General features: G+C 71.8%; 21 protein-coding genes. 13 read left to right on the top strand and 8 right to left on the bottom strand.

Translation table 11 applies throughout. The features are described 5' to 3' along the window. The first annotated feature begins 9 nt into the window (after nucleotides 1-9). Nucleotides 10-939, top strand: a complete 930-nt coding sequence (locus tag KUA19_RS16155) for a dienelactone hydrolase family protein (protein ID WP_217396817.1) — start codon at nucleotides 10-12, stop codon at nucleotides 937-939. A 1-nt stretch (nucleotide 940) separates the two neighbouring features. Here KUA19_RS16155 and KUA19_RS16150 read toward each other — a convergent pair whose 3' ends face one another. Then, complete coding sequence (locus KUA19_RS16150; RefSeq protein ID WP_217396816.1) at nucleotides 941-1216, bottom strand: acylphosphatase; 276 nt, start codon at nucleotides 1214-1216, stop codon at nucleotides 941-943. 23 nt (nucleotides 1217-1239) lie between these two features. On the opposite strand from KUA19_RS16150, the gene polX reads away from it, so the two are divergent. The 4 genes from polX (at nucleotide 1240) to KUA19_RS16130 (ending at nucleotide 5322) form a co-directional block, all read left to right on the top strand. Continuing rightward, nucleotides 1240-2970, top strand: coding sequence for a DNA polymerase/3'-5' exonuclease PolX (gene polX / locus KUA19_RS16145; protein WP_217396815.1), 1731 nt, complete (start codon nucleotides 1240-1242; stop codon nucleotides 2968-2970). A 189-nt stretch (nucleotides 2971-3159) separates the two neighbouring features. Further along, a complete protein-coding gene (locus tag KUA19_RS16140) occupies nucleotides 3160-3822 on the top strand; it encodes a thioredoxin-like domain-containing protein (RefSeq protein WP_217396814.1) in 663 nt (220 codons plus the stop codon). Continuing rightward, nucleotides 3819-4337, top strand: coding sequence for a peptide deformylase (gene def / locus KUA19_RS16135; RefSeq protein WP_217396813.1), 519 nt, complete (start codon nucleotides 3819-3821; stop codon nucleotides 4335-4337). Before KUA19_RS16140 ends, def begins: the two co-directional genes overlap by 4 nt. Before the next feature lie 121 nt (nucleotides 4338-4458). Continuing rightward, complete coding sequence (locus KUA19_RS16130) at nucleotides 4459-5322, top strand: sulfotransferase family protein (RefSeq protein WP_217396812.1); 864 nt, start codon at nucleotides 4459-4461, stop codon at nucleotides 5320-5322. 97 nt (nucleotides 5323-5419) lie between these two features. Here the strand turns inward: KUA19_RS16130 and KUA19_RS16125 are convergent, their stop codons facing one another. Both KUA19_RS16125 and KUA19_RS16120 read right to left on the bottom strand, forming a co-directional pair. Continuing rightward, complete coding sequence (locus KUA19_RS16125; RefSeq protein ID WP_254549448.1) at nucleotides 5420-6649, bottom strand: ATP-grasp domain-containing protein; 1230 nt, start codon at nucleotides 6647-6649, stop codon at nucleotides 5420-5422. Between the two features lie 270 nt (nucleotides 6650-6919). After that, nucleotides 6920-8173 carry an SGNH/GDSL hydrolase family protein gene (locus tag KUA19_RS16120; RefSeq protein ID WP_308167465.1) on the bottom strand — a complete coding sequence of 418 codons (1254 nt, stop codon included), beginning with the start codon at nucleotides 8171-8173 and terminating at the stop codon, nucleotides 6920-6922. A gap of 206 nt (nucleotides 8174-8379) precedes the next feature. Between KUA19_RS16120 and KUA19_RS16115 the strand changes: the two genes are divergently transcribed. Continuing rightward, on the top strand, nucleotides 8380-8955 hold the full coding sequence (locus KUA19_RS16115) for a TIGR03086 family metal-binding protein (protein WP_217396809.1): 576 nt from the start codon (nucleotides 8380-8382) through the stop codon (nucleotides 8953-8955). Here the strand turns inward: KUA19_RS16115 and KUA19_RS16110 are convergent. Further along, nucleotides 8916-10544: an MFS transporter gene (locus tag KUA19_RS16110; RefSeq protein WP_217396808.1), complete on the bottom strand. Its 1629-nt coding sequence runs from the start codon at nucleotides 10542-10544 to the stop codon at nucleotides 8916-8918. The genes KUA19_RS16115 and KUA19_RS16110 overlap by 40 nt on opposite strands. Before the next feature lie 127 nt (nucleotides 10545-10671). On the opposite strand from KUA19_RS16110, the gene KUA19_RS16105 reads away from it, so the two are divergent. Next, the gene (locus KUA19_RS16105; RefSeq protein WP_217396807.1) at nucleotides 10672-11625 is read left to right on the top strand and encodes a LysR family transcriptional regulator; all 954 of its coding nucleotides are present in this window, start codon (nucleotides 10672-10674) and stop codon (nucleotides 11623-11625) included. Between the two features lie 25 nt (nucleotides 11626-11650). Here KUA19_RS16105 and KUA19_RS16100 read toward each other — a convergent pair whose 3' ends face one another. Then, entirely contained in the window at nucleotides 11651-12454 is an 804-nt protein-coding gene (locus KUA19_RS16100) for an ATP-grasp domain-containing protein (RefSeq protein WP_217396806.1), read from the bottom strand. Between the two features lie 76 nt (nucleotides 12455-12530). Continuing rightward, nucleotides 12531-13076 carry a PaaI family thioesterase gene (locus KUA19_RS16095; RefSeq protein WP_217396805.1) on the bottom strand — a complete coding sequence of 182 codons (546 nt, stop codon included), beginning with the start codon at nucleotides 13074-13076 and terminating at the stop codon, nucleotides 12531-12533. Between the two features lie 55 nt (nucleotides 13077-13131). On the opposite strand from KUA19_RS16095, the gene KUA19_RS16090 reads away from it, so the two are divergent. The 6 genes from KUA19_RS16090 (at nucleotide 13132) to KUA19_RS16065 (ending at nucleotide 20053) form a co-directional block, all read left to right on the top strand. Then, complete coding sequence (locus KUA19_RS16090; RefSeq protein ID WP_217396804.1) at nucleotides 13132-13605, top strand: winged helix-turn-helix transcriptional regulator; 474 nt, start codon at nucleotides 13132-13134, stop codon at nucleotides 13603-13605. 330 nt (nucleotides 13606-13935) lie between these two features. Further along, nucleotides 13936-14946 (top strand): LacI family DNA-binding transcriptional regulator, encoded by a 1011-nt coding sequence (locus KUA19_RS16085; RefSeq protein WP_217396803.1) that lies wholly within the window; start codon nucleotides 13936-13938, stop codon nucleotides 14944-14946. A gap of 23 nt (nucleotides 14947-14969) precedes the next feature. Next, nucleotides 14970-16316 carry a dihydrolipoyl dehydrogenase family protein gene (locus tag KUA19_RS16080; protein ID WP_217396802.1) on the top strand — a complete coding sequence of 449 codons (1347 nt, stop codon included), beginning with the start codon at nucleotides 14970-14972 and terminating at the stop codon, nucleotides 16314-16316. Nucleotides 16317-16335: 19 nt separating this feature from the next. After that, the gene (locus tag KUA19_RS16075) at nucleotides 16336-16767 is read left to right on the top strand and encodes a hypothetical protein (protein ID WP_217396801.1); all 432 of its coding nucleotides are present in this window, start codon (nucleotides 16336-16338) and stop codon (nucleotides 16765-16767) included. 30 nt (nucleotides 16768-16797) lie between these two features. After that, nucleotides 16798-17718 carry a GNAT family N-acetyltransferase gene (locus KUA19_RS16070; RefSeq protein ID WP_217396800.1) on the top strand — a complete coding sequence of 307 codons (921 nt, stop codon included), beginning with the start codon at nucleotides 16798-16800 and terminating at the stop codon, nucleotides 17716-17718. Between the two features lie 97 nt (nucleotides 17719-17815). Next, nucleotides 17816-20053, top strand: a complete 2238-nt coding sequence (locus tag KUA19_RS16065) for a PQQ-dependent sugar dehydrogenase (RefSeq protein WP_217396799.1) — start codon at nucleotides 17816-17818, stop codon at nucleotides 20051-20053. On the opposite strand, the gene KUA19_RS16060 is transcribed toward KUA19_RS16065, so the two are convergent. Together KUA19_RS16060 and KUA19_RS16055 are read right to left on the bottom strand one after the other, a co-directional pair. After that, nucleotides 20050-21813 carry an ABC transporter ATP-binding protein gene (locus KUA19_RS16060; RefSeq protein WP_217396798.1) on the bottom strand — a complete coding sequence of 588 codons (1764 nt, stop codon included), beginning with the start codon at nucleotides 21811-21813 and terminating at the stop codon, nucleotides 20050-20052. The genes KUA19_RS16065 and KUA19_RS16060 overlap by 4 nt on opposite strands. A 134-nt stretch (nucleotides 21814-21947) precedes the next feature. Then, complete coding sequence (locus KUA19_RS16055; protein WP_217396797.1) at nucleotides 21948-22424, bottom strand: peroxiredoxin; 477 nt, start codon at nucleotides 22422-22424, stop codon at nucleotides 21948-21950. Nucleotides 22425-22477: the final 53 nt, after the last annotated feature.

Raw genomic sequence — 22477 nt, 5'->3', positions numbered from 1 at the left:
AGGTGCGAGATGACGGGGTTCGAGGGATACCTGCGCGACGAGGTCGTGACGGACTACGCCGATGGGCTGATCGATCGGCGCGAGGCGCTGCGACGGCTGGGCCTGCTCGGCATCGGCGCGGCAGTGGCCGCGCCGATGCTGGCGGCCTGCGACGCCCAGCGCGGCGCGGCGGGCGACCCCACCCTCACCCCCACGGCCGACGCGGGCGCGACCCCGGTGGCCGCGCCGAGCAACCAGCCCGCCGGACCCACCCCGCTGCCCACGCAGGAGATCACCTTCGCCGGGCCGGACGGGCGGCAGCTCAAGGGCGCCTGGGCGGCCGCCGGGCAGCCGCACGGCACGGTGCTGGTGATCCACGAGAACAAGGGGCTGACCCCGCACCTCGCCTCGGTCGCCGGACGGCTGGCGGCCAGTGGTTTCTCCGCGCTCGCCATCGACCTGCTGTCGGAGGAGGGCGGCACCGCGTCGTTCACCGACCCGGCACAGGCGACCGCCGCCCTGAACGCGGCCCCGATGGAGCGCAAGCTCGGCGACCTGAAGGCGGGCGTGGACGAGCTGCTGCGCCGCGAGCCGCAGCGCAAGCCGGGCGCGGTCGGGTTCTGCTTCGGCGGCGGTATGACCTGGTCGCTACTGGCCTCCGGTGAACCTCGGCTGTACGCGGCCGCGCCGTTCTATGGCCCGTTCCCGGAGGGGGCGGACCTGGCCGGGTCACCGCACGCGGCGGTGCTGGCGGTCTACGGCGAGCGCGACGCGCGCGTCAACGCCACCCGCGACCAGGCCGAGCAGGCGCTGCGCGCGGCGGGGCTGACCCACCGGGTGGTCACCTATCCCGGCGCCGACCACGCGTTCTTCAACGACACCGGCCCGCGTTACGACCCGGCGGCCGCGGCGCAGGCGTACACGCAGCTCACCGGCTGGTTCGGTGCGCACCTGGGGTGAGTCAGCCGGTGGGGCGGATCTCGAAGCCGGTCAACCCCTCGACGGGTTCGTCATAGACGTCGACGCGGTCGACGATGGCGAGTTCGGGGCCGACGCGGGCCCAGCCGACCAGGTCGGCGACGGCGGCGGGCTCGCCCTCGAACACCGCCTCGACGGTACGGTCGGGACGGTTGCGCACCCAGCCCGCGAGCCCGGACGCCTGGGCGGTGCGGCGGCAGGTGTCGCGGTAGTAGACGCCCTGGACCTCGCCCGAGATCACAACCCGTTTGCGGATCATGTACAGACCGTAGACTGGGCGGCATGGCCCGGTCCAACGAGGTGGTCGCGTCGCTGCTGCAGGAGTACGCGGACCTGATCTCGATCACCGGCGGGGACGCCTTCCGGGCACGTACGTACGAGAAGGCCGCGCGCGGCGTGGCCGGGCACGGCACCGACCTGTCCACCCTCGACGCCAAGGGCCTGGCCCAGATCCCCGGCGTCGGCAAGTCCATCGCCGACAAAATCATCGAATACCGCGCCGACGGCCGCATCGCCGCGCTGGAGGAGCTGCGCGCGAAGGTCCCGACCGGCGTACGCGAGCTGATGGACATCCCCGGTCTCGGCCCTGCCAAGGCCATGGCGCTGCACCGCGAGCTGGGCGTGGCCTCCGTCGACGAGCTGCTGCACGCCATCGACGCCGGGCGCCTGTCCGGCCTGCGCGGTTTCGGCGCCAAGACCGCCGAGAACATCCGCCACGGCATCGATGTGCTGCGCCGGGGTGCGGGCCGGGTGCTGATCTCGACCGCGCTGGAGACCGCCGAGGCGGTGGTCTCGGCCCTGAAGCAGGTCCCCGGCTGCGTGGACTGCACGTACGCGGGGTCGCTGCGGCGGCACCGGGACAGCATCGGCGATGTCGACATCCTGGCTGCGGCGGCCGACAGCGCTCCACTGATGGCGGCCTTCGGCAAGTTGCCGCTGGTCGGCGAGGTGATCGCGAGTGGGCCGACGAAGACCTCGATCCGCACCACCAGCGGCCTGCAGGTGGACCTGCGGGTGGTCCCGGCCGACTCGTGGGGCGCGGCGCTGCAGTACTTCACCGGGTCGAAGGCGCACAACATCCGGGTACGCGAGCTGGCCGTCCGCAAGGGCCTCAAGCTCTCCGAGTACGGCCTGTTCCGCGCCGAGGACGACGAGCTGATCGTGTCGCGTACCGAGGAGGAGGTCTACCAGCGCCTGGGTCTGCCCTGGATCCCGCCGACGCTGCGCGAGGACCGCGGCGAGGTGGCCGCCGCCCGCGACGGCGCCCTGCCGGAGCTCGTCACCGAGGCCGACATCAAGGGCGACCTGCACACCCACACCGACCTCACCGACGGGGTGTCGACGCTGGCCGAGATGCTGGCCGCGGCGCGCGAGCGCGGCTACCGCTACTACGCGGTGACCGACCACGCCAAGAACATGCCCATGCAGCGGATGACCGACGCCAAGATGCTCGCCCAGCGCCGCAAGCTGCGCGAACTCGGCGAGCAGGGGAAGCTGGCGCTGCTGCACGGCACCGAACTCAACATCGACCCGACCGGGGCGGTGGACTGGGACGCGGACTTCCTGGCCGGGTTCGACATCTGCGTCGCCTCGGTGCACTCGCACTTCACCCAGTCCCCGGCGGAGCTGACGGCGCGCTTCGTGGCGGCGTGCGAGAACCCGTACGTCAACATCATCGGCCACCCGACCACGCGCCAGATCGGGCGCCGCCCCGCGATCGAGCCCGACTGGGATGCCGTCTTCGACGCCGCGGCCGCCACCGGCACCGCGATGGAGGTCAACTCTTTCCCGGACCGGCTCGACCTGGACGACGAGCTGATCTGGCGGGCCCGTGGCCGGGGCGTGAAGTTCGCGATCGACTCCGACGCCCACTCCACGGTGCACCTGGCCAACCTGCGGTTCGGCATCGGCATCGCCCAGCGCGGCTGGCTCACCCCGGCCGACGTGATCAACACCTGGCCGCTGACCCGGCTGCGCAAGTTCGTCGCGGACAAACGCCGCAGGCTCGGTTGATCGGCGTCCTCCGCGTCATGATCGTCGTTCACAGGGCGGGATCCGCTCCCCATACCGGTGAAAGACCCAGGTCGGCCGTCCCCGTCGGAAGATCGCCGGTAGCGGGCGGAACAGGCCGAGGTTGCCGTCGGGCGCGCCCTGGATAGGATCGGCCGCGTCGATGTGAGCCGAGTTCAGGGTGGGCCGATCATGGTGGAGAACGCGCCGCGCAAGTCGTCGGTGCCGGTGTGGGCCTACGTGGTCGGCGCACTGGTGCTGCTGCTGTGCCTGTGCGGGGTGGCCGGGACCGTCGGCTTCTTCGTGCTGAGGGACAAGGTCCAGGACGCCGCCGCCACCGAACCGGGCGCCGACCAGAGCATCGACCCGACGCTACCGTGGCAGCAGCAGCTCACCAAGATCAGCGGCGTCAGGGTCTACACCCCGGACTCGCTGGGGCGAAACCACGTGGCCGAGGACGAGGCCGTCTATCCGCAGTCGCCGCCGGTCGGCGGCGACCACGCCCAGGTGTGGCAGAACTGCCAGGGCGCCGTCTACCCGGTGCCGGTCCCGAACGCGCGGGCCGTGCACAGCCTGGAGCACGGCGCGGTGTGGATCACCTACCGGCCCGACCTCGACGCGGCCCAGGTCAAGACGCTGACCGACAAGGTCGCCGGACGCGACTACCTGCTGCTGAGCCCCTACCAGGACCTCGACGCGGCGGTGTCCGTCCAGGCGTGGGGCTACCAGCTCAAGGTCGACTCCGCCGACGACCCGCGCCTCGACGCCTTCATCACCGCGGCGCGCATCAACGCCGCGCCCGAGCCGGGTGCCCCGTGCGCGGGAGGCACGACCGAGACCGGGCCGATCCAGTGACCGGCACCGCCCGCGACATCACCCTGTACGGCATTCCCGTCCTGCACCGGCCCACCACGCCGGTGACCGAGTTCGGCCCCGAGCTGCACTCGCTGGTCGCCGACATGTTCGCCAGCATGTACGCCGCCAACGGCGTGGGCCTGGCCGCCAACCAGATCGGCGTCGACGCCCGCGTCTTCGTCATGGACTGCCCCGACACCGAGGGCGGGCCGAACGTGGTCGCGCACGTGGTCAATCCGGTGCTGGAGCTGCCGCAACCGCCGCGCGACCTGCTGGTCCGGGCCGAGGGGTGCCTGTCCGTGCCCGGCCAGCGGGCGGAGCTGCCGCGCCCCGCCAGGGCGGTGGTGACCGGCGTCGACATGCACGGTGAGCCGGTCCGCATCGAGGGGGTCGGTTTGATCGCGCGATGCCTGCAGCACGAATGCGACCATCTCGACGGAACGGTCTATGTGGATCGTTTGACCGCGAAGGAGCGCAAGAAGATGCTGGCCGAGGCAGGCCTGCCCCGGCCCTGAACCAGAAGATCGTCAATTCTTGACAGTTTTCCGCCAACCTGAATAGATGTATTTATTGTTAACGCGGGTTCAGGGACCCGCGTCGGACGATTCATCTCTTCAGAACTGAGCGGAGCCTGCCTTGCTGCGAGCGTACTTCGCCCGCCACAAGTCCGCGTCCACGTGGGCGCGGACCATCCTGCACGAGGTGGCGTTCGCGCTGGACCTCGACATCGTCACGATCCACGTGCCGGAGCAGTGGGCGCCGTACCCCAGCCTCGGCGACTACGTGCGCGCCACCAAGCCCGGCATCCTGATCCTGACCAACTCCATGCCGGAGTGGATCGACAGTCTGCCCGAGATGCGGGCGTTCCACATGATCCGCGACCCGCGCGACATCGTCGTGTCCGGCTACTTCAGCCACCTCAACAGCCATCCGGAGGTGGTCGGCGGCATCCCCTGGCCCGAACTGGTCGAGCACCGGCGCAACCTGCGCAAGCTGGACCAGAACGGCGGCATGCACGCCGAGATCGAGTTCAGCCGGATGTTCCTGGAGCCCATGGCGGGCTGGACCTACGACCGCCCCGGGGTCCTGGAGACGAAGATGGAGGATCTCACCAGCGACCCGGTGAAGGTGTGGACCACCATCCTCAGCCACCTCGAGCTGCTCACGCCGGACGGCTCCGGCGAGGAGAAGGCGCGGATGACGGCCGTGAAGTGGAATCTCGCCGCCCGGCGCCGTACGCCGAAGTTGATGCGATACCCCCGCATGGTCCTGCCCCGCATCCCGATCCAGCGGCTGCCCGGGGCGTACGTGGCCAACACCAACGAGCGCTTCTCCTTCGCCAAACTGGCCAAGGGCCGGGAACGGGGCCAGGAGGACGTGCACAGCCACTACCGCCGCGGGGTGTCCGGCGACTGGCGCAACCACCTCGACGAAGGCCACCTGGCCGCGTTCCGCGACCGCTACGGCGACCTGGTCGAACGCCTCGGCTACGAGTGGTGACCCGGTAAGGAAGGGCACCTTCGTCGGCTCGCGTCAGCGAGACGAGCGGGAATGCTGTTCGCTTCACGTGGTGGAAGGGGCCCTTCTCAACACACCGTCAGCGGTTGACCCTGAGCGCGGCCGCCGCGGCGTCGAGAGCGTCGCGGCACTCACGCGCCGTCTGCGCGACCGCGGTGGCGTAGGCGATCCGGCCGTTGACCGTGCCCGCCGGCGGCGCCGAACGCACGTCGCCGGGCTCGGCCAGCAGCGCGGTCAGGTCGATCGCGGCGGGCAGCCCGGCGGTGTCGAACCGGATCGACTCGATGCGGGTGTCGTTGTGCTCGGGGTAGAAGAAACGCACCGCCGCGACCAGCTTGCGGTCGGGCACCACGTCGGGCGCCCGGCCCGTCGCGGCCGCCGCCGCGGCCAACCCGACGTCGACCCCGGTGGCGCGCAGCCCCAGGTACGGGATCATCCCGCCGCCCAACCGCCCGTTGACCTCGATGATCCGCGCCCCGCGCGACGACAGCTTGACCTCGGTATGGGTCACCCCGTCGGTGAAGCCCAGCGCCGTGTGCGCCCCACGCAGCAGGTCCAGGATCTCCGGATCGTGCATGAGCGGGTCGTCCCCGTGCACGAAATGCCCCACCTCGATGCAGTACGGCGGATGCCCGGTCTCCTTGCGCCCCACGCACAGCGGCGTCAGCTCGCCCCGGTACGACACCGCATCGACGCTGATCTCCTCACCGTCGGCGTACTCCTCCAGCAGCACCACCGGCCGCCACTCGGGTCGCCCGAGGTAGCGCTGCCCGCTGGTGAACTCCCACGCCGCGGGCAGCTCGTCGGCCGTCTCCACCTTGATCACACCGGCGCCGAGGGCCAGATCGCTGGGCTTGAGGATCACGGGGTACCCGAACCGCCGCGCGACCTCCGCCGCCTGCTCCAGGCTGTCCACCCGCTGCGACCTCGGCTGCGCCACCCCCGCGGCGTCCAGCGCCAGCCGGGTCTGGTGCTTGTCCCGGCAGCGGCCGATGGCGACCGGGTCGCCGACGAGACCGAGTTCGCGGGCCAGCTCGGCGGTCTGCGGGGTGCGGGCCTCATCCCAGGTCATGACGCCCGCGACCGGTTCGCGCGCGGCGAGCGCACGGGCCGCCTCGACCATCGGCGGCAGGTCGAACATGGACGCGAACCCGGTCACCCCGGTGACGTACTCGTGCTCCCAGGAGGCGCCGCCGCTGGCGAACAGGTGGACGCGGTAGTGCCGCGCCAGGGAGCGCAGCAGGTATTCGCGGAACTCCCGCTTGCCGCTGCCCAACACGAGCAGCACCGGGCGATCGTCGGGCGACATCGACACACTCCTGTTGTTCGATCGATACGCGGATAGCGGTGAGCCCCGTCGTGGAGATCCACGACGGGGCTCACCAAACGGGCCCTAGGGCCGCACTCCCAGCTCAGAGAGCAGCAACCTCGCGAGCAACCTCGCGGGCGACCTCACGGGCGACCTCGCGCTGCGCAACCTCCATGACGAACTCCTTCCATCAGGTGGGACCGTAGGCATAGCCTCACGTGCCGCCACCACAGGTGTCAAGAGCTTGCATGTTTCGATATTAATCCTTGCTCAGGAAAGCATCCACAGCGGTACGAAGTCGGCCATTGCCTGGTAACCGGTGTCGTTGGGGTGGATGTGGTCACCGCTGTCCCAGTCCGCCCGCAGCTTCGTCGGGGCCGCCGGGTCGCGCAGCAGCGCATCGAAGTCGATCAGACCGGCGAAGTCGCCCTCGTGCGCGCGAAGCCACGCGTTGACGGTCTGCCGGTTCGCCTCCTTCTCCGCCGTCCACGACGAGAAGCCCTCGAACGGGGTGATCGTGCAGACCACCACGTCGATGCCCGCTTCGTCGATCTGGGTCGTGAGCTGGCGCAGCCCGTCCAGGATGCGGTCCGGCGTCTCGTTGTGGATCTGCAGGTCGTTGATGCCCAGCATGACCACCGCGGTCTGCACGCCGGTCTGGCTCAGCACGTCGCGCTGCAGTCGGGCCAGGCCGTTGAGGCCCAGCTCCGGGAAGCCGATCTCGCTGCCGTCGTGGATCACCGTGTTACCGGCCAGACCCGCGTTGAGCACGCCCCACTCGCTGTGCGAGGAGTGCTGCGCGAGCGTACGGGCCGCCAGGCGGTCGGTCCAGCGCGCGTTGCCGTTGAGCGTCGAGTTGGTGCCGTCGGTGATCGAGTCGCCGATGACCACCACCGAACCCTGCGCCTTGTGGCTGAGCACGTCCACACCACTGAGGTAGAACCACGAGTTGCGGGTCAGCGTCAGGGTCGCCCCGGTCGCCTCGGCGGCGGTGTCGCCGCTGCCGAACCAGGTGGCCTGGCGCGCGGTCAGGTGGAACGTGGCCGGACCCGTCGCGGTCGGCAGGTAGATGCTGACCACCAGGTCGGACAGCTCCGCCACCGGCAGCGTCAGCGGGTCGCTGAGCACCTGGCCACCCTTGGGGATGGTCACCGCGGCGTCGCCGTTGAAGGTCAGCTCCTGGAGCGAGGTCGGCAGGATGTCGGTCAGCGTGGCGGTGCCCGCGTCGGGGCGGGCCAGTGTGGCGTGGCCGACGGTCAGCGGCGCGGTGCCGAAGTTGTTCGACAGGCGGATGCGGATCGCGTCGCCACCGACCGAGGTGTGCACGATCATGCGGATGGTCTGGTTGGCGAAGCCGGCGCCGGACTGGCCGCCACCGGCCGCGGTCGGCGCCGCGGACCACGTTCCGACCCATTCGCCCTTCGGCTTGGCGGTCGCTTCGCCACCGGGGCCGACCAGCAGGAACAGGGTGGCGGCCAGCGTGGCGGCGGCGGCCAGCGCTCGCCGCGGGGAGGGGTGTCTCACTTCTCTACCTCCTTGGGCGCACCGTCGCACCGGCGCGCCCGTCGTGATTGGCCCGAGAGCATGGCGCATCAAGTTACGTAGAGGTGTTTCCATCAGTCAACATCTGATCAGTCAGCTTATTGGACCGTCCTATGTGCTCGGACATACACGAAAGAAATGGCTGCCAGGGGTGTGCGGGAACGCGTCACGGGAATAAGGTGCGATACATGGACCTTCGTGACCTGGATCGGCGCGCTCTGGACGCCGCCGGTGCCGCCATCGCCCGGGTGAGGCGCGCCGACCTCACCCGGCCCACCCCGTGCGGCGACTGGACCCTGGGACAGCTGCTCGGCCATATGATCGGCCACAACCGCGGCTTCGCCGCGGCCGCCGCGGGCCGGCCGGTCGGCGCCGAGGTCTGGGACGACCTGACTCCGCCCACCGACCCGCGCCGCGCCTTCACCGAGTCGGCGTCCCTGGTCACCAAGGCGTTCGGGGCCCGCACCCTGCTCGACCGCAAAATCGAGGTTCTCGGGTACGGCACCTTCACCGCCGCAACCGTGCTGGGCATGCACTTCGTCGACTTCCTGGTGCACGGCTGGGACGTGGCCCGCGCCATCGGCGCCGCCGGGACCATCGACACCGAGCTGGCGAACTCCGCGATGACCGTTGCCCGGCGGTGGCCCACCGACCGGCCCAGTAAGGCGTTCGGACTCATGGTCGAGCCCGCCGCCGACGCGCCGGTCGGCGACCGGCTCGTGGCCTACCTGGGCCGCCGCCCCGACTGGCCCGGCGGCAGCTGAGCCGGGGCGGTCGGCTGCCGCGTCGCGTCGGCCAGATCCGCGGCGGTGTGCTCGAGCGCGGCGAGGTTGGCCCGTACCGTGGCCGCGCGTCGCGCCACAGCGTCGCGCTCGGCCCGGTGGACCTCCTCGACCGCCTCGCTCACCGCGGGCACCTCCAGCGCCGACACGTGCTTCAGCGCCTCCGCCGGCGTGATCGGATAGGGCGGCGCGAGCTTGCGCCTGCCCCGCCGCGCCGTCACCGTCCAGCCGCCTCCGGCGTAGGCCAGCGTCACCGACACCGGCACCGCCGGTCCGGTGTCGGCCAGCCCGATCCGGCGGCCGACCTCCACCATGTACTCCTGCCACAGCGGGACCGGTGGCAGCTCGGTGCCGGGGCGAGTCGCGGGCAGGTCGTTCAGTTGGCGCCACAGCCGCCAGCCGAAGATCGGGGTCAGCGTCGCGGTGAAGTACACCGCCGTGCCCAGCAGCAGGCCACCGCGCAGCCCGAACGTCTCCACCGCCCAGGCCCCCACCGCACCCCCGAGCGGGATGCCGCCGAAGGTGATCGCGCCGGTCAGCCCGAACACCCGCGCCTGCATCCCGCGCGGCACCCGCTCGAACATCAGCAGGCCGTACGTCGGGTTGATCGAGCTCATGGCCACCCCGGCCACGAACGTCACCACCAGGGCCACGCGCAGGTCGTCGCTGAGCGCCAGCACCAGAAACCGCGGCGAGCCGCCGATGAAATAGCCGAGCACCAGCGTCGCGTACCGCGGCAGCCTGGTCACCAGCGCCGCGAAGGCCGCCCCGCCCACGATCGCGCCCAGCGCGAACGCCCCGCCGATCCAGCCCAGCGCCACCGGCGAGGCCAGGTGCTCGCGCACCCACATCGGCACGAACACCACCGCACTGGCCTGGTTGAACAGGTTGGTCACGAACATCATCCCGACCAGGCTGCGCACCAGCCGCTCGCCGCGGACGAACTCCCACCCGCCACGCAGGCCGGCCAGGTACGACTCCTTCGGCGCGGCGGGCTTGTCCTGTTCGGCGCTCAGCGGGACCAGCACCGCGACGATCACCGCGCAGGCGGCGAAGGTCGCCGCGTCGGCCCAGATCGCCCCGATCGGTCCCAACCAGGCGATGAGCACACCCGCCACGGCCGCCCCGATCAGCGTCGCCACCCGGCTCAACGCGGCGAAGACCGCGGTCACCCGTGCCATCGGCGTGCCCGACGCCTCCACCACCGGCGGCAGCAGCACCCGCTTGGACTTGTCGCCGACGCCGCGCAGCGCCCCGGTGGTCGCGATCAGGGCCACCAGCACCCAGAAGTCGCCACCGCCGAACGCCGCGATGCCACCGACGGTCAGCGCGCTGCCCAGATCCACCAGAATCGACACCCGGCGCACGCCGTACCGATCCGCCAGCGGCGTGCCGAAGATCCCGGCCAGGATGTACGGCACCGCCTCGGCGAAACCGACGACGCCGACCCGGGCCGGATCGTTCGTGGTGACCAGCACCAACCAGGGAATGGCCAGAAAGGACATCCGCGAACCCACCGACGACACCAGCTCGGCGCCCAGCAGGCCGAAGAGTGCGGCTTTACGCCCCATGGCCACCTCCGCCTCGTCGCCCGGTCGCAGCCGTCACCCTACCCGCGCGCTTCGATCACGATCCATCATGCGTTCCGGCCGTTCGTGGACGCTTTTGCGACAACGTCCGTCGACTTAGCATCACCGGGTGAGGTTGGAGCTGCGGCACCTGCGGGTCGTCTGCGCGATAGCCGACGCGGGCAGCGTCACCAAGGCCGCCGCGTCGCTGGGCCTCGCCGCGCCCGCGCTGACCACGCAGCTGCAGCGCATCGAGCGGACGCTCGGCGGCCAGTTGTTCGTCCGTGACCGGCGCGGCGCCCACCCGACCCCGCTGGGCGAGCTCGTGTTGGCCCGCGCCCGGGTGCTGCTGCCCGCGATGCAGGGGCTGCAGGACGAGGCGGCCCAGTTCGCCGGAGCCACGGGTGCCCTGCCCGCCGACGGGCTCGGCAGCTACCGCATCGGCGCCGTCAACGGACCGCTGATCGGTGGCATGGTTCGGCGCCTGGCCGCGGCCCAGCCGCACGCGCAGCTCCACACCCACCCGTCCTGGTCCGCGGCGGAGCTGGCGGGCATGCTCGGCGACGGGCGCCTGGACTTCGCGCTGATCGGCACCTGCGGCGAGGCACAACCACCCGACAGCCGCCTGGCCTGGCACACCGTCGCCGTCGCGCCGGTGTTCGTGCTACTGCCGGACGAGCATCCGTACGCCGAGGCGGCCGAGGTCGAGCTGGCCACGCTGGCCGGAGCCCGCTGGGCGGCCACCCCCGGCGACGGCTGCCTGGCCGACTGCTTCGCCGCCGCCTGCACCCGGGCCGGATTCACGCCGAGCCCGATCCACGAGAACGACGTCGGCGGCGTCACCGACCTGGTGCGCGGCGGCGACGTGGTGGCCCTGTGCCAGCCCACGTTCCGCGAGGTCGTCGGGGTGCGCGCGGTGCCGCTGGCGGGCACGCCGCTGCGCTGGCGGCACCTGATCGGCTGGCACCCCGAAGCCCCGGCGGCCGAGGTCGCCCCCAAACTCATCCAGTACGCCACCGAGTCCTACGACGACGCGATCCACCTGAGCCCGCGCTACCAAGCCTGGCTTACCCGCCACCCCTGACCCGCCCCGTGGTCAGAAGGTGCGGTCAGCGGACCACTTCGGGCAGGGCGCGCAGGTAGGCCTCGTCGGCGGGGCGGACCAGGGCGCGCGGGCCACCGGAGCGGAGCACGGCCGCCAGCGCGCGGTCGGGGTCGGCGGCGTAGTGGCCGCTCGCCCAGGCCGCGTTCGCCTCGATCACCGCCCACTCCGGACGCCCCGTCTCCGGGTCTGCCATCAAGCCCACATCGACCACCACCGCGCTGGGCAGCGCGGGCATCTCCGGTGCGAACAGGGCCGCCGCGAAGTCGATCGCCTCGGCGCAGCGCGGATCGTCACCCGCCGGGTCCAGGTCGCCCGCGACCGCGTACCGGGTGGCTGCCACGACGGTGCCGTCCAGCACGAACAGGCGGAACTCGGCCAGGAACAGCACCACGCCGCTGACCAGCACCGGGCTGTCGCCGTCGGCGACGTCCGGGCCGGGCAGGGCGGCACCGTTCGGATACACCCGCGCCGGGAAGCTCTTGTCGTCCGGCGGCTTCACGAACGCGGCACGCCGCAGCCCACGGGCCCGCGCCAGGGTGGTGAAGACGACGTCGCGACGGGTCACCGCGCGGGGCAGCCGGGCCAGCCAGTCCTGGTCGGGTTCGAGCAGCCCCAGGCCGAGTTCGGCACCGACGGTGTCGGCGAACAGCGGCCCCGCGTAGAGATGTACCCCGGCGGCCTCGGCCAGCTCCCCCGGCACCCGCCACTCGCGCAGCGTCTCGACTCTCATCCCCCGCCGTCGCGCGGCATCCGCGTAGGCCAGTCCGCTCTCGGTCACCCGAGGCGCCAGCACCAGTACCCCCGTCACGCCCGCATGCTGCCACACCCACCCCACCCCGCACCGTCCCGTTTCCACCCACCGGGCGGCGCCGGAGCCCGCACCGTCAGACCACGCCCGGCAGCTCGAAGATCAGGCAGGTCGAGGTCGCGTGCGCGATCAGGCGCCCCCGCTCGTCGGTGAGCTGCGCCTGGGCCAGCGCGGTACGCCGCCCCCGCGAGATCACCGTGCCCTCGCAGCGCAGCATCCCGGAGTCGACCGTCGCCGGGCGCAGGAACTTGGTGTTCAGATCCAACGAGGTGTATCCGGTGCCCGCGGGCAGGGTCGTGTGCACCGCGCACGCGGCCGCCGTGTCCAGCAGCGTGGCCAGGATGCCGCCGTGCAGGCTGCCCAGCGGGTTGTAGTGGAACTCCTGCGCCCGCATGGTCACCACGATCCGACCCTCCTCGGCCTCGATCCCGTCCATGCCGAGCAGGTGCATCACCGGCGGCGCCGGCAGCTCGCCGCGGCTCATCGCGCGCAGCAGCTCCAGGCCGCTGCGGCCGGCCAGCGCGGGCAGGCCGATGGCCGGATCCGCCCAGGTGAAGGTGCGGCTGCGGGTGCTCTCGGCGGACGGCGCCAGGTACTGAGTCTCCGTCTGGGTCTGCGTCATGGACTCAGCCTCACCCGGGGTGGCTGAGTCTGTCAACAAGACTTAGCCTGGTGGGGTGAGACCTTCCGCACTCGACTGGTCGACCGAGAACTGCACCGTCGGCCGGGCCCTGGCCGTGCTCGGCGAACGCTGGACCCTGGTGGTGCTCCGGGAGGTCTTCAACGGGGTACGCCGCTTCGACGACATGCGCGCCCACACCGACATCCCCCGCCAGGTGCTGGCCAACCGGCTGGCCCGGCTCGTCGACGAGGCCATCCTGCACCGGGTGCCCTACCGCGAACCCGGCGAACGCGAACGCCACGAATACCGGCTCACCGAGAAGGGGTTCGACCTTTACCCGGTACTCGTCGCCGTACGCGAGTGGGGCGATCGCTACCTCGCCGACCCCGAGGGCCCACCGGTGGAGATGACCCACCGCGACTGCGGCGCGCTCGTCCATACCTCCCTGACCTGCGCCGACGGCCACCCCGTCGCCTCGCCCCGCCAGATCGCCACCCGCCCGGGCCCCGGCGCCATCCCCCGCCCCTGACCCACTCCGCCGCACCCCGCCGCACCCTGCCGCGCGGCTACACGCGGCTGCAGTTTCGGGGAAGGTGCTGGAATCTTGGCCCGCTTTCCTGCAGTTTCCCCGAAACTGCACGGCCGCACGCGCCCCGTCGCCCGACGAAAGCGGTACAGAGAGCGCTCTCGCGAGATTGCCTCCATCGCTTGTGTACGATGTTAACTGCCGATTATCGTCGTGTTATCCGGCTGTGCCGGGCGTTTTTGGACTGAAAGCGCTCTCACTGCCGCCGCCGGTCGACGTGGGCCGCCCGGTATGGTCGACGGCGGCGGGCACCCGACAGGCGAAGGAAGCGGCATGCAACCCACACGCGAGCGCCCCACCCTCGAAGCCGTGGCCCGGGTGGCCGGCGTGTCGCGGGCGACGGTGTCGCGCGTGGTCAACGGCTCCCCGAAGGTCGCCGAGCCGATCCGCGCCGCCGTCCAGCGCGCCGTCGACGAGCTGGGCTACATCCCGAACCCGGCCGCGCGCAGCCTGGTCACCCAGCGCACCGACTCGGTCGCGCTGGTGCTGCCGGAGGCCGCGGGCCGGGTCTTCTCTGACGACCCGTTCTTCCCGAGCATCATCCACGGGGTCAGCCAGGAGCTCGACACCGCCGACAAGCAGCTCGTGCTGATGATGACCAATACCGTCGCCGGGTACGAGCGCGTCGAGCGCTACACCACCGCGCGCCACGTGGACGGGGTGCTGTTCGCCTCCACCCACGGCGCCGATCCGCTGCCGGGACAGCTGGCCCGCCTCGGCATCCCGGTCGTGGTCACCGGCCGCCCACTGGGCCGTTCGAACGTGCCCTATGTGGACGTCGACCACGTCGGCGGCGTACGCGCCGCGGTGCGGCACCTGCTCGACGCCGGACGCACCCGCATCGCCACCATCGCCGGGCCGCAGGACATGATCGCCGGAATCGACCGGCTCGCCGGGTACCGGGCCGAGCTGGCCGGGTCGGACCGGCGCTCGATCGTGGCCGTCGGCGACTTCACCCGCGAGTCCGGGCAGCAGGCCATGCGCCAGCTGCTGGAGGACGATCCGCTGCTGGACGCGGTGTTCGTCGCCTCGGACCTGATGGCGCACGGCGCCCTGGCCACGCTGCGCGCGATGGGCCGCCGAGTGCCCGAGGACGTCGCCGTGGTCGGCTTCGACGACTTCGAGATCTCGCGCTACAGCGACCCGCCGCTGACCACCGTACGCCAGCCGATCCTGGATCTCGGCCGTGAGCTGGCCCGCCAGCTGCTGCGCGCGATCGCCGGGCAGGATGCCGCCCCGAGCACCATCCTGCCCACCGAACTCGTGGTACGCGCATCAGCCTGACCGAAGTCGGGTATACGTGGACCATGGCTGAGGACTTCGACATCATCGTGCTCGGGCTGGGCGTCGGCGGCGAGGAGGTCGGCGGGAAGCTCGCCGACGCCGGGCTGCGCGTGCTGGGCATCGAGAACCGGCTGGTCGGCGGGGAGTGCCCGTACTGGGGGTGCATCCCGAGCAAGATGATGATCCGCGCCTCGGGGCTGCTCACCGAGGGGCGGCGGATCGACGGCATGGCCGGGCACGCCGAGGTGTTCCCCGACTGGGCTCCGGTCGCGCTGCGCATCCGGGACGAGGCCACCGACTCGTGGAACGACCAGGTGGCCGTCGACCGGTTCACCAAGCGCGGCGGCACGTTCCTGCGCGGCACCGGGCGGCTGACCGGCCCGCGGCAGGTCGAGGTCGACGGGAAGACGTACCGGGCGAGCCGGGGCGTGGTCGTGGCGACCGGCACCGCGCCGGTGATCCCGCCGATCCCGGGGCTGGCCGACACCTCGTTCTGGACCAACCGGGAGGCGATCGAGGCCGACACGCTGCCCACGTCGCTGACCGTCATCGGCGGTGGTGCCATCGGGCTGGAGCTGGCGCAGATGTTCGCCCGGTTCGGGGTGCGGGTCTGCGTGATCGAGTCGGGTGAGCGGCTGCTGGGGATGGAGGAGCCGGAGGCGTCCGAGCTGGCCGAGAAGGTGCTGCGGCGCGACGGCGGCGAGGTGCACAAGGGCGCCCGGGTCGAACGGGTCGACGGCATGACCGTGCACCTGTCCGACGGCACCGCGATCACCTCGGAGAAGCTGCTGGTCGCCACCGGGCGCACCGCCCAGCTGGGGCAGCTCGGCCTGGAGACGGTCGGGCTGGACCCGACCGCGCGGGCGATCACGGCCGACGGGCACATGCGCGCCGGGGACGGGCTCTGGGCGGTCGGCGACGTCACCGGGCACGGTGCGTTCACCCACATGTCGATGTACCAGGCCGGGATCGCCATCCGCGACATCCTGGGCCAGCCTGGACCGCCCGCCGACTACCGCGCCCAGCCCCGGGTCACCTTCCTGGACCCGGAGATCGGCGCGGTCGGCCTGACCGAGGCGCAGGCCCGCCACCAGGGCATCCATGTGAAGACCTCGGTCAGTCCGCTGCCGCAGTCGAGCCGCGGCTTCATCCACAAGGCGGGCAACGACGGGTTCATCAAGCTGGTCGCCGACGTCGACCGCGACGTGCTGGTCGGGGCGACCTCGGCCGGTCCCAGCGGCGGCGAGGTGCTCGGCGCGCTGACGGTGGCGGTGCACGCCCAGGTGCCGCTGGAGATGCTGCGGCACATGATCTACGCGTACCCGACGTTCCACCGGGCCATCGAGGACGCGGTGCACCGGCTCGACTGAGGTCGGGCAGACTGCGGGCATGCGGATACCGGTGGGCTGGGCCAGGGCGGGACTCGCGGCGGGGGCGGCGGTGCAGGCGTGGTGGGGGCTGTGGGCGTACGCGTCACCCGCGCACTTCTTCGGCACCTTCCCCGGCTTCGGGCAGCACTGGACGGCGGCGTACCCGCCGTTCAACGAGCACCTGACCGCCGACCTCGGGGCCACCTTCCTGACCCTGGCGGTGCTGCTGGCGGTGCCCGCGCTGCGCTACCGGCGGGCCACCGCCCGGTTGGCGCTGCTCGGCGTGCTCACCTTCGACACCCTGCACCTGGCCTACCACGCCACCCGGCACGGCACCCTCGGCGACGGACCGCTGCCGGCCAGCCTGGCCGTGCTCGCGGGCGGGGTGTTGCTGCCGCTGGCGGCGCTACCGCTGCTGCCGCCCGATCCGGCCGGCACCACCGGGGCGTAAACCGCTTGCCCCGGCTGCTAGACAGGTCACATGACGGGGCAGACGCTGGTGCGCGCGTGCACTTTGGACGACGCCGACATGGAATTCCTGGCGCGGTTGCGCGGGGAGGTGTTCCCGTACCGCGTGCAGTCGGTCGCCTCGCAGCGCAACGTGTTCCGCACCGTGCCGGAACGGGCCGGCTTCCTGGTGCTGCTGGCCGAGCGCGACGGGGTCCGGCTGGGCATGGCGCGGGCCATGCTGGACTACGGCACCTCCGAGCCCGGGGCCGCGCAGATCACGGTGAGCGTGCTGCCCGAGCAGCGGGGGCGTGGCGTCGGCACCGCGCTGCTGGCGGCCGCCGAGGCCCACCTGCGCGCGGTCGGCGGCACGCGGGCGCGCGGCTGGTGCCCGGACACGCCGAGGTCGCTGACCTGGGCACAGCGTCATGGGTACGAGCCCGGCCGGGTCATGCGCTACAGCATGGTCGACCCGCGTACGGTGCCGCCGACCCCGCCCGTGCCCGCCGGGGTGCGCCTGGTCGCCGCCGCCGAGGCGGGCCCGCGCGTGGTGTACGAGATCGACGCGGCCACCACGCTGGACGAGCCCGGCGACACGGTCATCGACATGATGCCGTACGACGAATGGCTGGCCATGCACTGGCACAACCCGGATCACCACCCCGAACTGGGCACCGTGGCGTACGTCGCCGACGTCCCGGCGGCGGTCGTGCTCGTCGACGCCGACCCCGCCTCCGGCCGCTACCACAGCGCCTATACGGGGGTGCTGCGTGAGTTCCGGGGACGCGGCCTGGCCAAACTCGCCAAAACGGACTCGCTGCACCGGGCGGCGGCGGCCGGGTACACGGCCGCGTACACCTCCAACGACGGCGTGAACGCGCCCATGCTGGCCGTCAACGCCTGGCTGGGCTACCAGCCCACCGCCGTCGAGCGGTCCTGCCGCAAAACCCTCTGACCTGCATCGCGGACACGCGGGCCAGGTGCGACCGCCGCCCGGTCGGTGATCTTAGGCTGTAGGCGCCGCCCCCTCGGTACAGCTGAGGAGCGCGCCCATGCGGGTCCACCGCCGTCTCGTCACGGTCGTCACCGGCCTGCTCACGTTCGGGCTGGCGCTGGCGCCACCCGCGTCCGCGCAGCCGCAGGCCCCGGCCGCGCTGGCGGCGCAGAGCGGGTTCGTCGACCAGGTCGCCCTCAGCGGCCTGTCCCAGCCGACGAACCTCGAGTTCGCCAAGGACGGCCGCCTGTTCGTGGCCGAGAAGCGCGGCGTCATCAAGGTGTACGACAACCTCGCCGACACCACCCCGACCGTCTTCGCCGACCTGACCGCCAACGTGCACCACCAGTGGGACCGCGGCCTGCTCGGCATGGCCCTGTCCCCCGACTTCCCCGCCGACCCGTGGGTGTACGTGCTGTACACCTACGACGCCCCGCCCGGCAAGACCGCGCCCTACTGGCACGACGTGTGCGCCGAGCCCACCGACGGCAGCTGCCTGGCGACCTCCCGGCTGTCGCGGCTGAAGGCGTCCGGCAACGTGATGACCGGCAAGGAGGAGGTGCTGCTCACCGGCTGGTGCCAGCAGTTCCCCAGCCACTCCGTGGGCGACCTGAAGTTCGGCCGCGACGGCATGCTCTACGTCTCCGCCGGTGAGGGCGCCAACTTCACCAAGGTCGACTACGGGCAGCTCGGCACACCGGTCAACCCGTGCGGAGACCCGGCTCGCGAGGGCGGCGCCCTGCGCGCCCAGGACCTGCGCGGCGGCACCGACCCGGCGGCGTACAACGGCACGCTGCTGCGGCTGGACCCGACGACCGGCAAGGCAGCCGAGGGCAACCCCGGCAGCGGTGCCACCGACGAGGCGGCGCGGCGCATCGTCGCGTACGGGCTGCGCAACCCGTTCCGGTTCAACATCCGGCCCGGCACCGACGAGGTGTGGCTCGGCGACGTGGGCTGGAACGGCTACGAGGAGATCGACCGGCTCAAGTCGCCGAAGGACGACCTGGCGAACTTCGGCTGGCCCTGCTACGAGGGGCCGGACCGGATGCGCAGCTACGACAACGCCGACCTGCCCCTGTGCGAGTCGCTGTACACTGCGGGCGACGCGGCCATGCCGTACTTCTCGTACGCGCACACCAAGGCGGTCGCCTCGGGCGACGGCTGCGGCACCGCCGCGGGCAGCGCGGTCGGGGCGTCGCTGTTCTACCCGGGCGAGGGCGGCAGCTACCCCGACGAGTACGCCGGGGCGTTCCTGTTCTCCGACTACCCGCGCAACTGCGTGTGGGCGATGCTCGCCGACGACGACGGCGTGCCCGACCCCGAGCAGGTGGCGGTGCTGGCCCGCGACACCATCGCGCTGACCGACCTGGCGCTGGGTCCCGAGGGCGACGTCTTCTACACCTCGCGCGGCGGCACCATCCACCGCATCGGGCACACGGGCGGCAACGGGGCGCCGACCGCGTACTTCACCGCCAAGCCGACCTCCGGACCGGTGCCGCTGACGGTCGAGTTCGACGCCGCCGCCTCCACCGACCCCGACATTCTGGATCTGGCCGAACTGACCTACCAGTGGGACTTCACCAGCGACGGCACCTGGGACGACACCGGTCGCTCGGTTCAGCACACCTACCCCGAGGCGGGCCGGTTCACGGCGAAGCTGCGGGTGACCGACGCGCTCGGGGCGTACGACGAGCACACCCTCGCCATCCGGGCCGGTGGCTCCGCACCCGCTCCGGTGCTCGAATGGCCGAAGACCAGCCGCGTGTGGCACGTCGGCGAGAAGGTCACCTTCCAGGGCCACGCCACCGACCCCGAGCAGGGCAAGCTGCCCGCCTCGGCGCTGGCCTGGCAGCTACGGCTGCAGCACTGCTCCGACGGCGGCGGCTGCCACACCCACGTCGTCAGCGACTTCGCCGCTGTCGCCAAGGGCTCGTTCACCGGGCCGGAGCACGAATTCCCGTCGTACCTGGAGCTGGCGCTCACCGCCACGGACGCCGACGGGCTGAGCGCGACCGTGGTCAACCGGCTGGACCCGAAGACGGTCAAGCTGACGTTCCAGACCGAGCCGTCGGGGCTGGAGCTGACGGTCGGGTCGTACACCGGGAAGACGCCGTTCACGCGGGAGCTGATCCAGGGGGCGAGCACCACGGTGACCGCGGGCAGCCCCCAGGACGACGACGGCGACACGTACGTGTGGAAGTCCTGGTCGGACAAGGGCCGGGCCACTCACGTGGTGAAGGCGCCCCCGAAGGGACGCACCCTCACCGCCGTCTTCGCCGAGCAGGACGGGCGCTAGGCGAGCTGGCCCGCCTGCAGATGCGCGTACGCCCCGCGCCGGTCCAGCAGCTCGTCGTGTGAGCCGACCTCCTGGATCCGCCCGGCGTGCATGACCACGATCCGGTCGGCGTTGCGGATGGTCGACAGCCGGTGCGCGACCGTGAACACGGTCCGCCCGGCGACCAGCCGGGCCAGCGCCTGCTGGATCAGCGCCTCCGAGCGGGTGTCCAGCGCCGAGGTGGCCTCGTCGAGGATCAGCACGCGCGGATCGCGGATCAGTGCCCGCGCGATCGCCAGCCGCTGCCGCTGCCCGCCCGACAGCCGGGCGCCGCGCTCGCCGACGACGGTGTCGAGCCCGTGGGACAGCTGGTCGACGAACTCCAGCGCGTTCGCGTCGGCCAGCGCCTGGCGCACCCGCTCCAGCGGCACGTCGCCCATGCCGTAGGTGACGTTCTCGTGGATGCTGCCCTCGAACAGGATCGGCTCCTGCGGCACCACCGACACGAACTTCCGGTACGTGCGCAGGTCCAGGTCCTGCATGTCGCGCCCGTCGAGCAGGATGCGCCCGTGCGTGGGGCGCAGGAAGCCGATGACCAGGTTGAGCACCGTGGACTTGCCCGCGCCGGAGGCGCCGACCAGCGCGATCCGCTCGCCGGAGGCCACCCGCAGGTTGAAGTCGGACACGGCGTCGTCGCCGTCGTCGTACCGGAAGGTCACGTCCTGGAACTCGACCTCGCCACGCACCTGCTCGACCCGCGCCTTGCCCGCGTTGGTCTCCAGGTCGGGAGCCTGTAGCACCTCGCCGACCGAGCGCACCGACTCCAGCCCCTTGATGATGATCGGGCCGAGGGTCAGCAGCGTGGTCACCGACGCGGTCAGCGAGGTGAAGAAGGCGCTGAGCATGACCACGTCACCGGCCGTGATCGGCACCCAGCCGTAGTACGCGGCCAGCGCCGAGCCGGCCAGGCAGCCCACGCCCAGCACCTGCAGCGAGGTCCAGGCCAGGGCGCCGAAGCGGCCGTTGAGCAGGTCCAGCCGCAGCCCGGCGCGCAGCACCCGGTCGAGCGAGCCATCGACGCGGCGCACCGCGACTCGCTCCAGTCCGTGCGCCCGGGTGATCGGGATCAGCGCGGTCATCTCGGCCACCCGCGACGACAGCTTCTCCACCTCGTGCCGGAAGGACTCGTTGTCGGTACGCATCCGGGCGCGCAGCCGCATCACCAGCAGCGCCGCGCACGGCACCAGCACCGCGAAGACCGGCAGGAACGCGGGCGCCCGCACCGCGATCACGATCAGGCCGCCCAGCAGCATCATCGTCGCGCCGGTGCCGACGTCGCCCGCCTGCTGCACCATCTGCTCGATGGCCTCGACGTCGCGGATCACCTTGGACTGCAGCACCGCGGCACTGGCCCGGGTGTGGTAGCCGATGGACAGCTCCTGCATCCGGCGCACCAGCGCCGACCGCAGCCGGGTGCCCATCCGGCGCACCGCGCCGCTGTGGCAGCGTACGAACAGGATGTGGAACGGGTAGTTGAGGCTCAGCATGGCCAGCAGCAGCAGCGCGTTGAGCCACAGCCGCATGACCGGGCCGTGCTGCACCACCACGTCGATGACGTTGGCGGTGACCAGCGGCAGCAGCCAGGTCGGGCTGTGCTTGACCATGAACGCGAAGACGCCCAGGGCCAGCTTCCAGCGGTCCTCGTGCAGCAGGTAGGCCACGGTCCGGACGGGATGCTCGCCGCGGTACCGGTGGTCGAGGGGGTGCTGCGCCAGCGCCATGTCGCGCTCCTTGCCGTGTGCTCGAGCCGGGCCGAGCACACGCGGGGGGCACAGCCCTTCGCCATCGAAGTCGCGACGAGCCTATCGATCCGCCCGGCGGCGCCGTAACCGCCGGGCGGGTGAGCCGGGGTCGGTCAGGCGGGGTTGAGCTGCTTGACCACTTCGAGCGCGCCGTTGACGTGTTTGCCGATGCTGCCCATCGCGGTGAAGACGTGGCGCACGACACCCTCGCGGTCGATGACGTACGTCGACCGGCCGGGCAGCAGCCCGAACAGCGACGGCGGGATGCCGTACGACTTGCGCACGTCGCCACCGGCGTCCGACAGCAGCACGAACGGCAGCTTGTAGCGCTGGGCGAAGCCCTCGTGCGAGTCGACCGAGTCGGAGCTGACCCCGATGACCTGGGCACCGGCTTCGCTGAAGACCTCGTAGCTGTCACGGAACGAGCACGCCTCGGCGGTGCAGCCGGGCGTGTTGTCCTTGGGGTAGAAGTAGAGCACCACGGCCTGCTTGCCACGGAAGTCGCTGAGCGTCACCTTCTCGCCGGTGTTCGACACGAGAGTGAAGTCCGGCGCCACGTCGCCGACCTGCGGTCCACTGTTCTTGGCCATAATCGATCATCCTCCCAGCCCGGAGCCTACCAAGCCGATTGTTGAACGCTCAT

Origin of the sequence: Catellatospora tritici, assembly GCF_019083965.1 — a bacterium.
Classification (GTDB): domain Bacteria; phylum Actinomycetota; class Actinomycetes; order Mycobacteriales; family Micromonosporaceae; genus Catellatospora; species Catellatospora tritici.
The sequence above is the reverse complement of the archived record's forward strand: the minus strand, read 5'-3'. Positions and strand labels throughout refer to the sequence as shown.

Excerpts from the sequence above, each read along its gene's own strand:
- KUA19_RS16125 (WP_254549448.1), bottom strand. The coding sequence starts at position 6,649 with ATGTCGCCCGACGATCGCCCGGTGCTGCTCGTGTTGGGCAGCGGCAAG.
- KUA19_RS16055 (WP_217396797.1), bottom strand. The coding sequence starts at position 22,424 with ATGGCCAAGAACAGTGGACCGCAGGTCGGCGACGTGGCGCCGGACTTC.
- KUA19_RS16140 (WP_217396814.1), top strand. The coding sequence starts at position 3,160 with ATGGTGGAGAACGCGCCGCGCAAGTCGTCGGTGCCGGTGTGGGCCTAC.
- KUA19_RS16110 (WP_217396808.1), bottom strand. The coding sequence starts at position 10,544 with ATGGGGCGTAAAGCCGCACTCTTCGGCCTGCTGGGCGCCGAGCTGGTG.
- KUA19_RS16155 (WP_217396817.1), top strand. The coding sequence starts at position 10 with ATGACGGGGTTCGAGGGATACCTGCGCGACGAGGTCGTGACGGACTAC.
- KUA19_RS16080 (WP_217396802.1), top strand. The coding sequence starts at position 14,970 with ATGGCTGAGGACTTCGACATCATCGTGCTCGGGCTGGGCGTCGGCGGC.
- KUA19_RS16095 (WP_217396805.1), bottom strand. The coding sequence starts at position 13,076 with ATGACGCAGACCCAGACGGAGACTCAGTACCTGGCGCCGTCCGCCGAG.
- polX (WP_217396815.1), top strand. The coding sequence starts at position 1,240 with ATGGCCCGGTCCAACGAGGTGGTCGCGTCGCTGCTGCAGGAGTACGCG.
- KUA19_RS16065 (WP_217396799.1), top strand. The coding sequence starts at position 17,816 with ATGCGGGTCCACCGCCGTCTCGTCACGGTCGTCACCGGCCTGCTCACG.
- KUA19_RS16150 (WP_217396816.1), bottom strand. The coding sequence starts at position 1,216 with ATGATCCGCAAACGGGTTGTGATCTCGGGCGAGGTCCAGGGCGTCTAC.
- KUA19_RS16115 (WP_217396809.1), top strand. The coding sequence starts at position 8,380 with ATGGACCTTCGTGACCTGGATCGGCGCGCTCTGGACGCCGCCGGTGCC.
- KUA19_RS16060 (WP_217396798.1), bottom strand. The coding sequence starts at position 21,813 with ATGGCGCTGGCGCAGCACCCCCTCGACCACCGGTACCGCGGCGAGCAT.
- KUA19_RS16070 (WP_217396800.1), top strand. The coding sequence starts at position 16,798 with ATGACGGGGCAGACGCTGGTGCGCGCGTGCACTTTGGACGACGCCGAC.
- KUA19_RS16085 (WP_217396803.1), top strand. The coding sequence starts at position 13,936 with ATGCAACCCACACGCGAGCGCCCCACCCTCGAAGCCGTGGCCCGGGTG.
- KUA19_RS16075 (WP_217396801.1), top strand. The coding sequence starts at position 16,336 with ATGCGGATACCGGTGGGCTGGGCCAGGGCGGGACTCGCGGCGGGGGCG.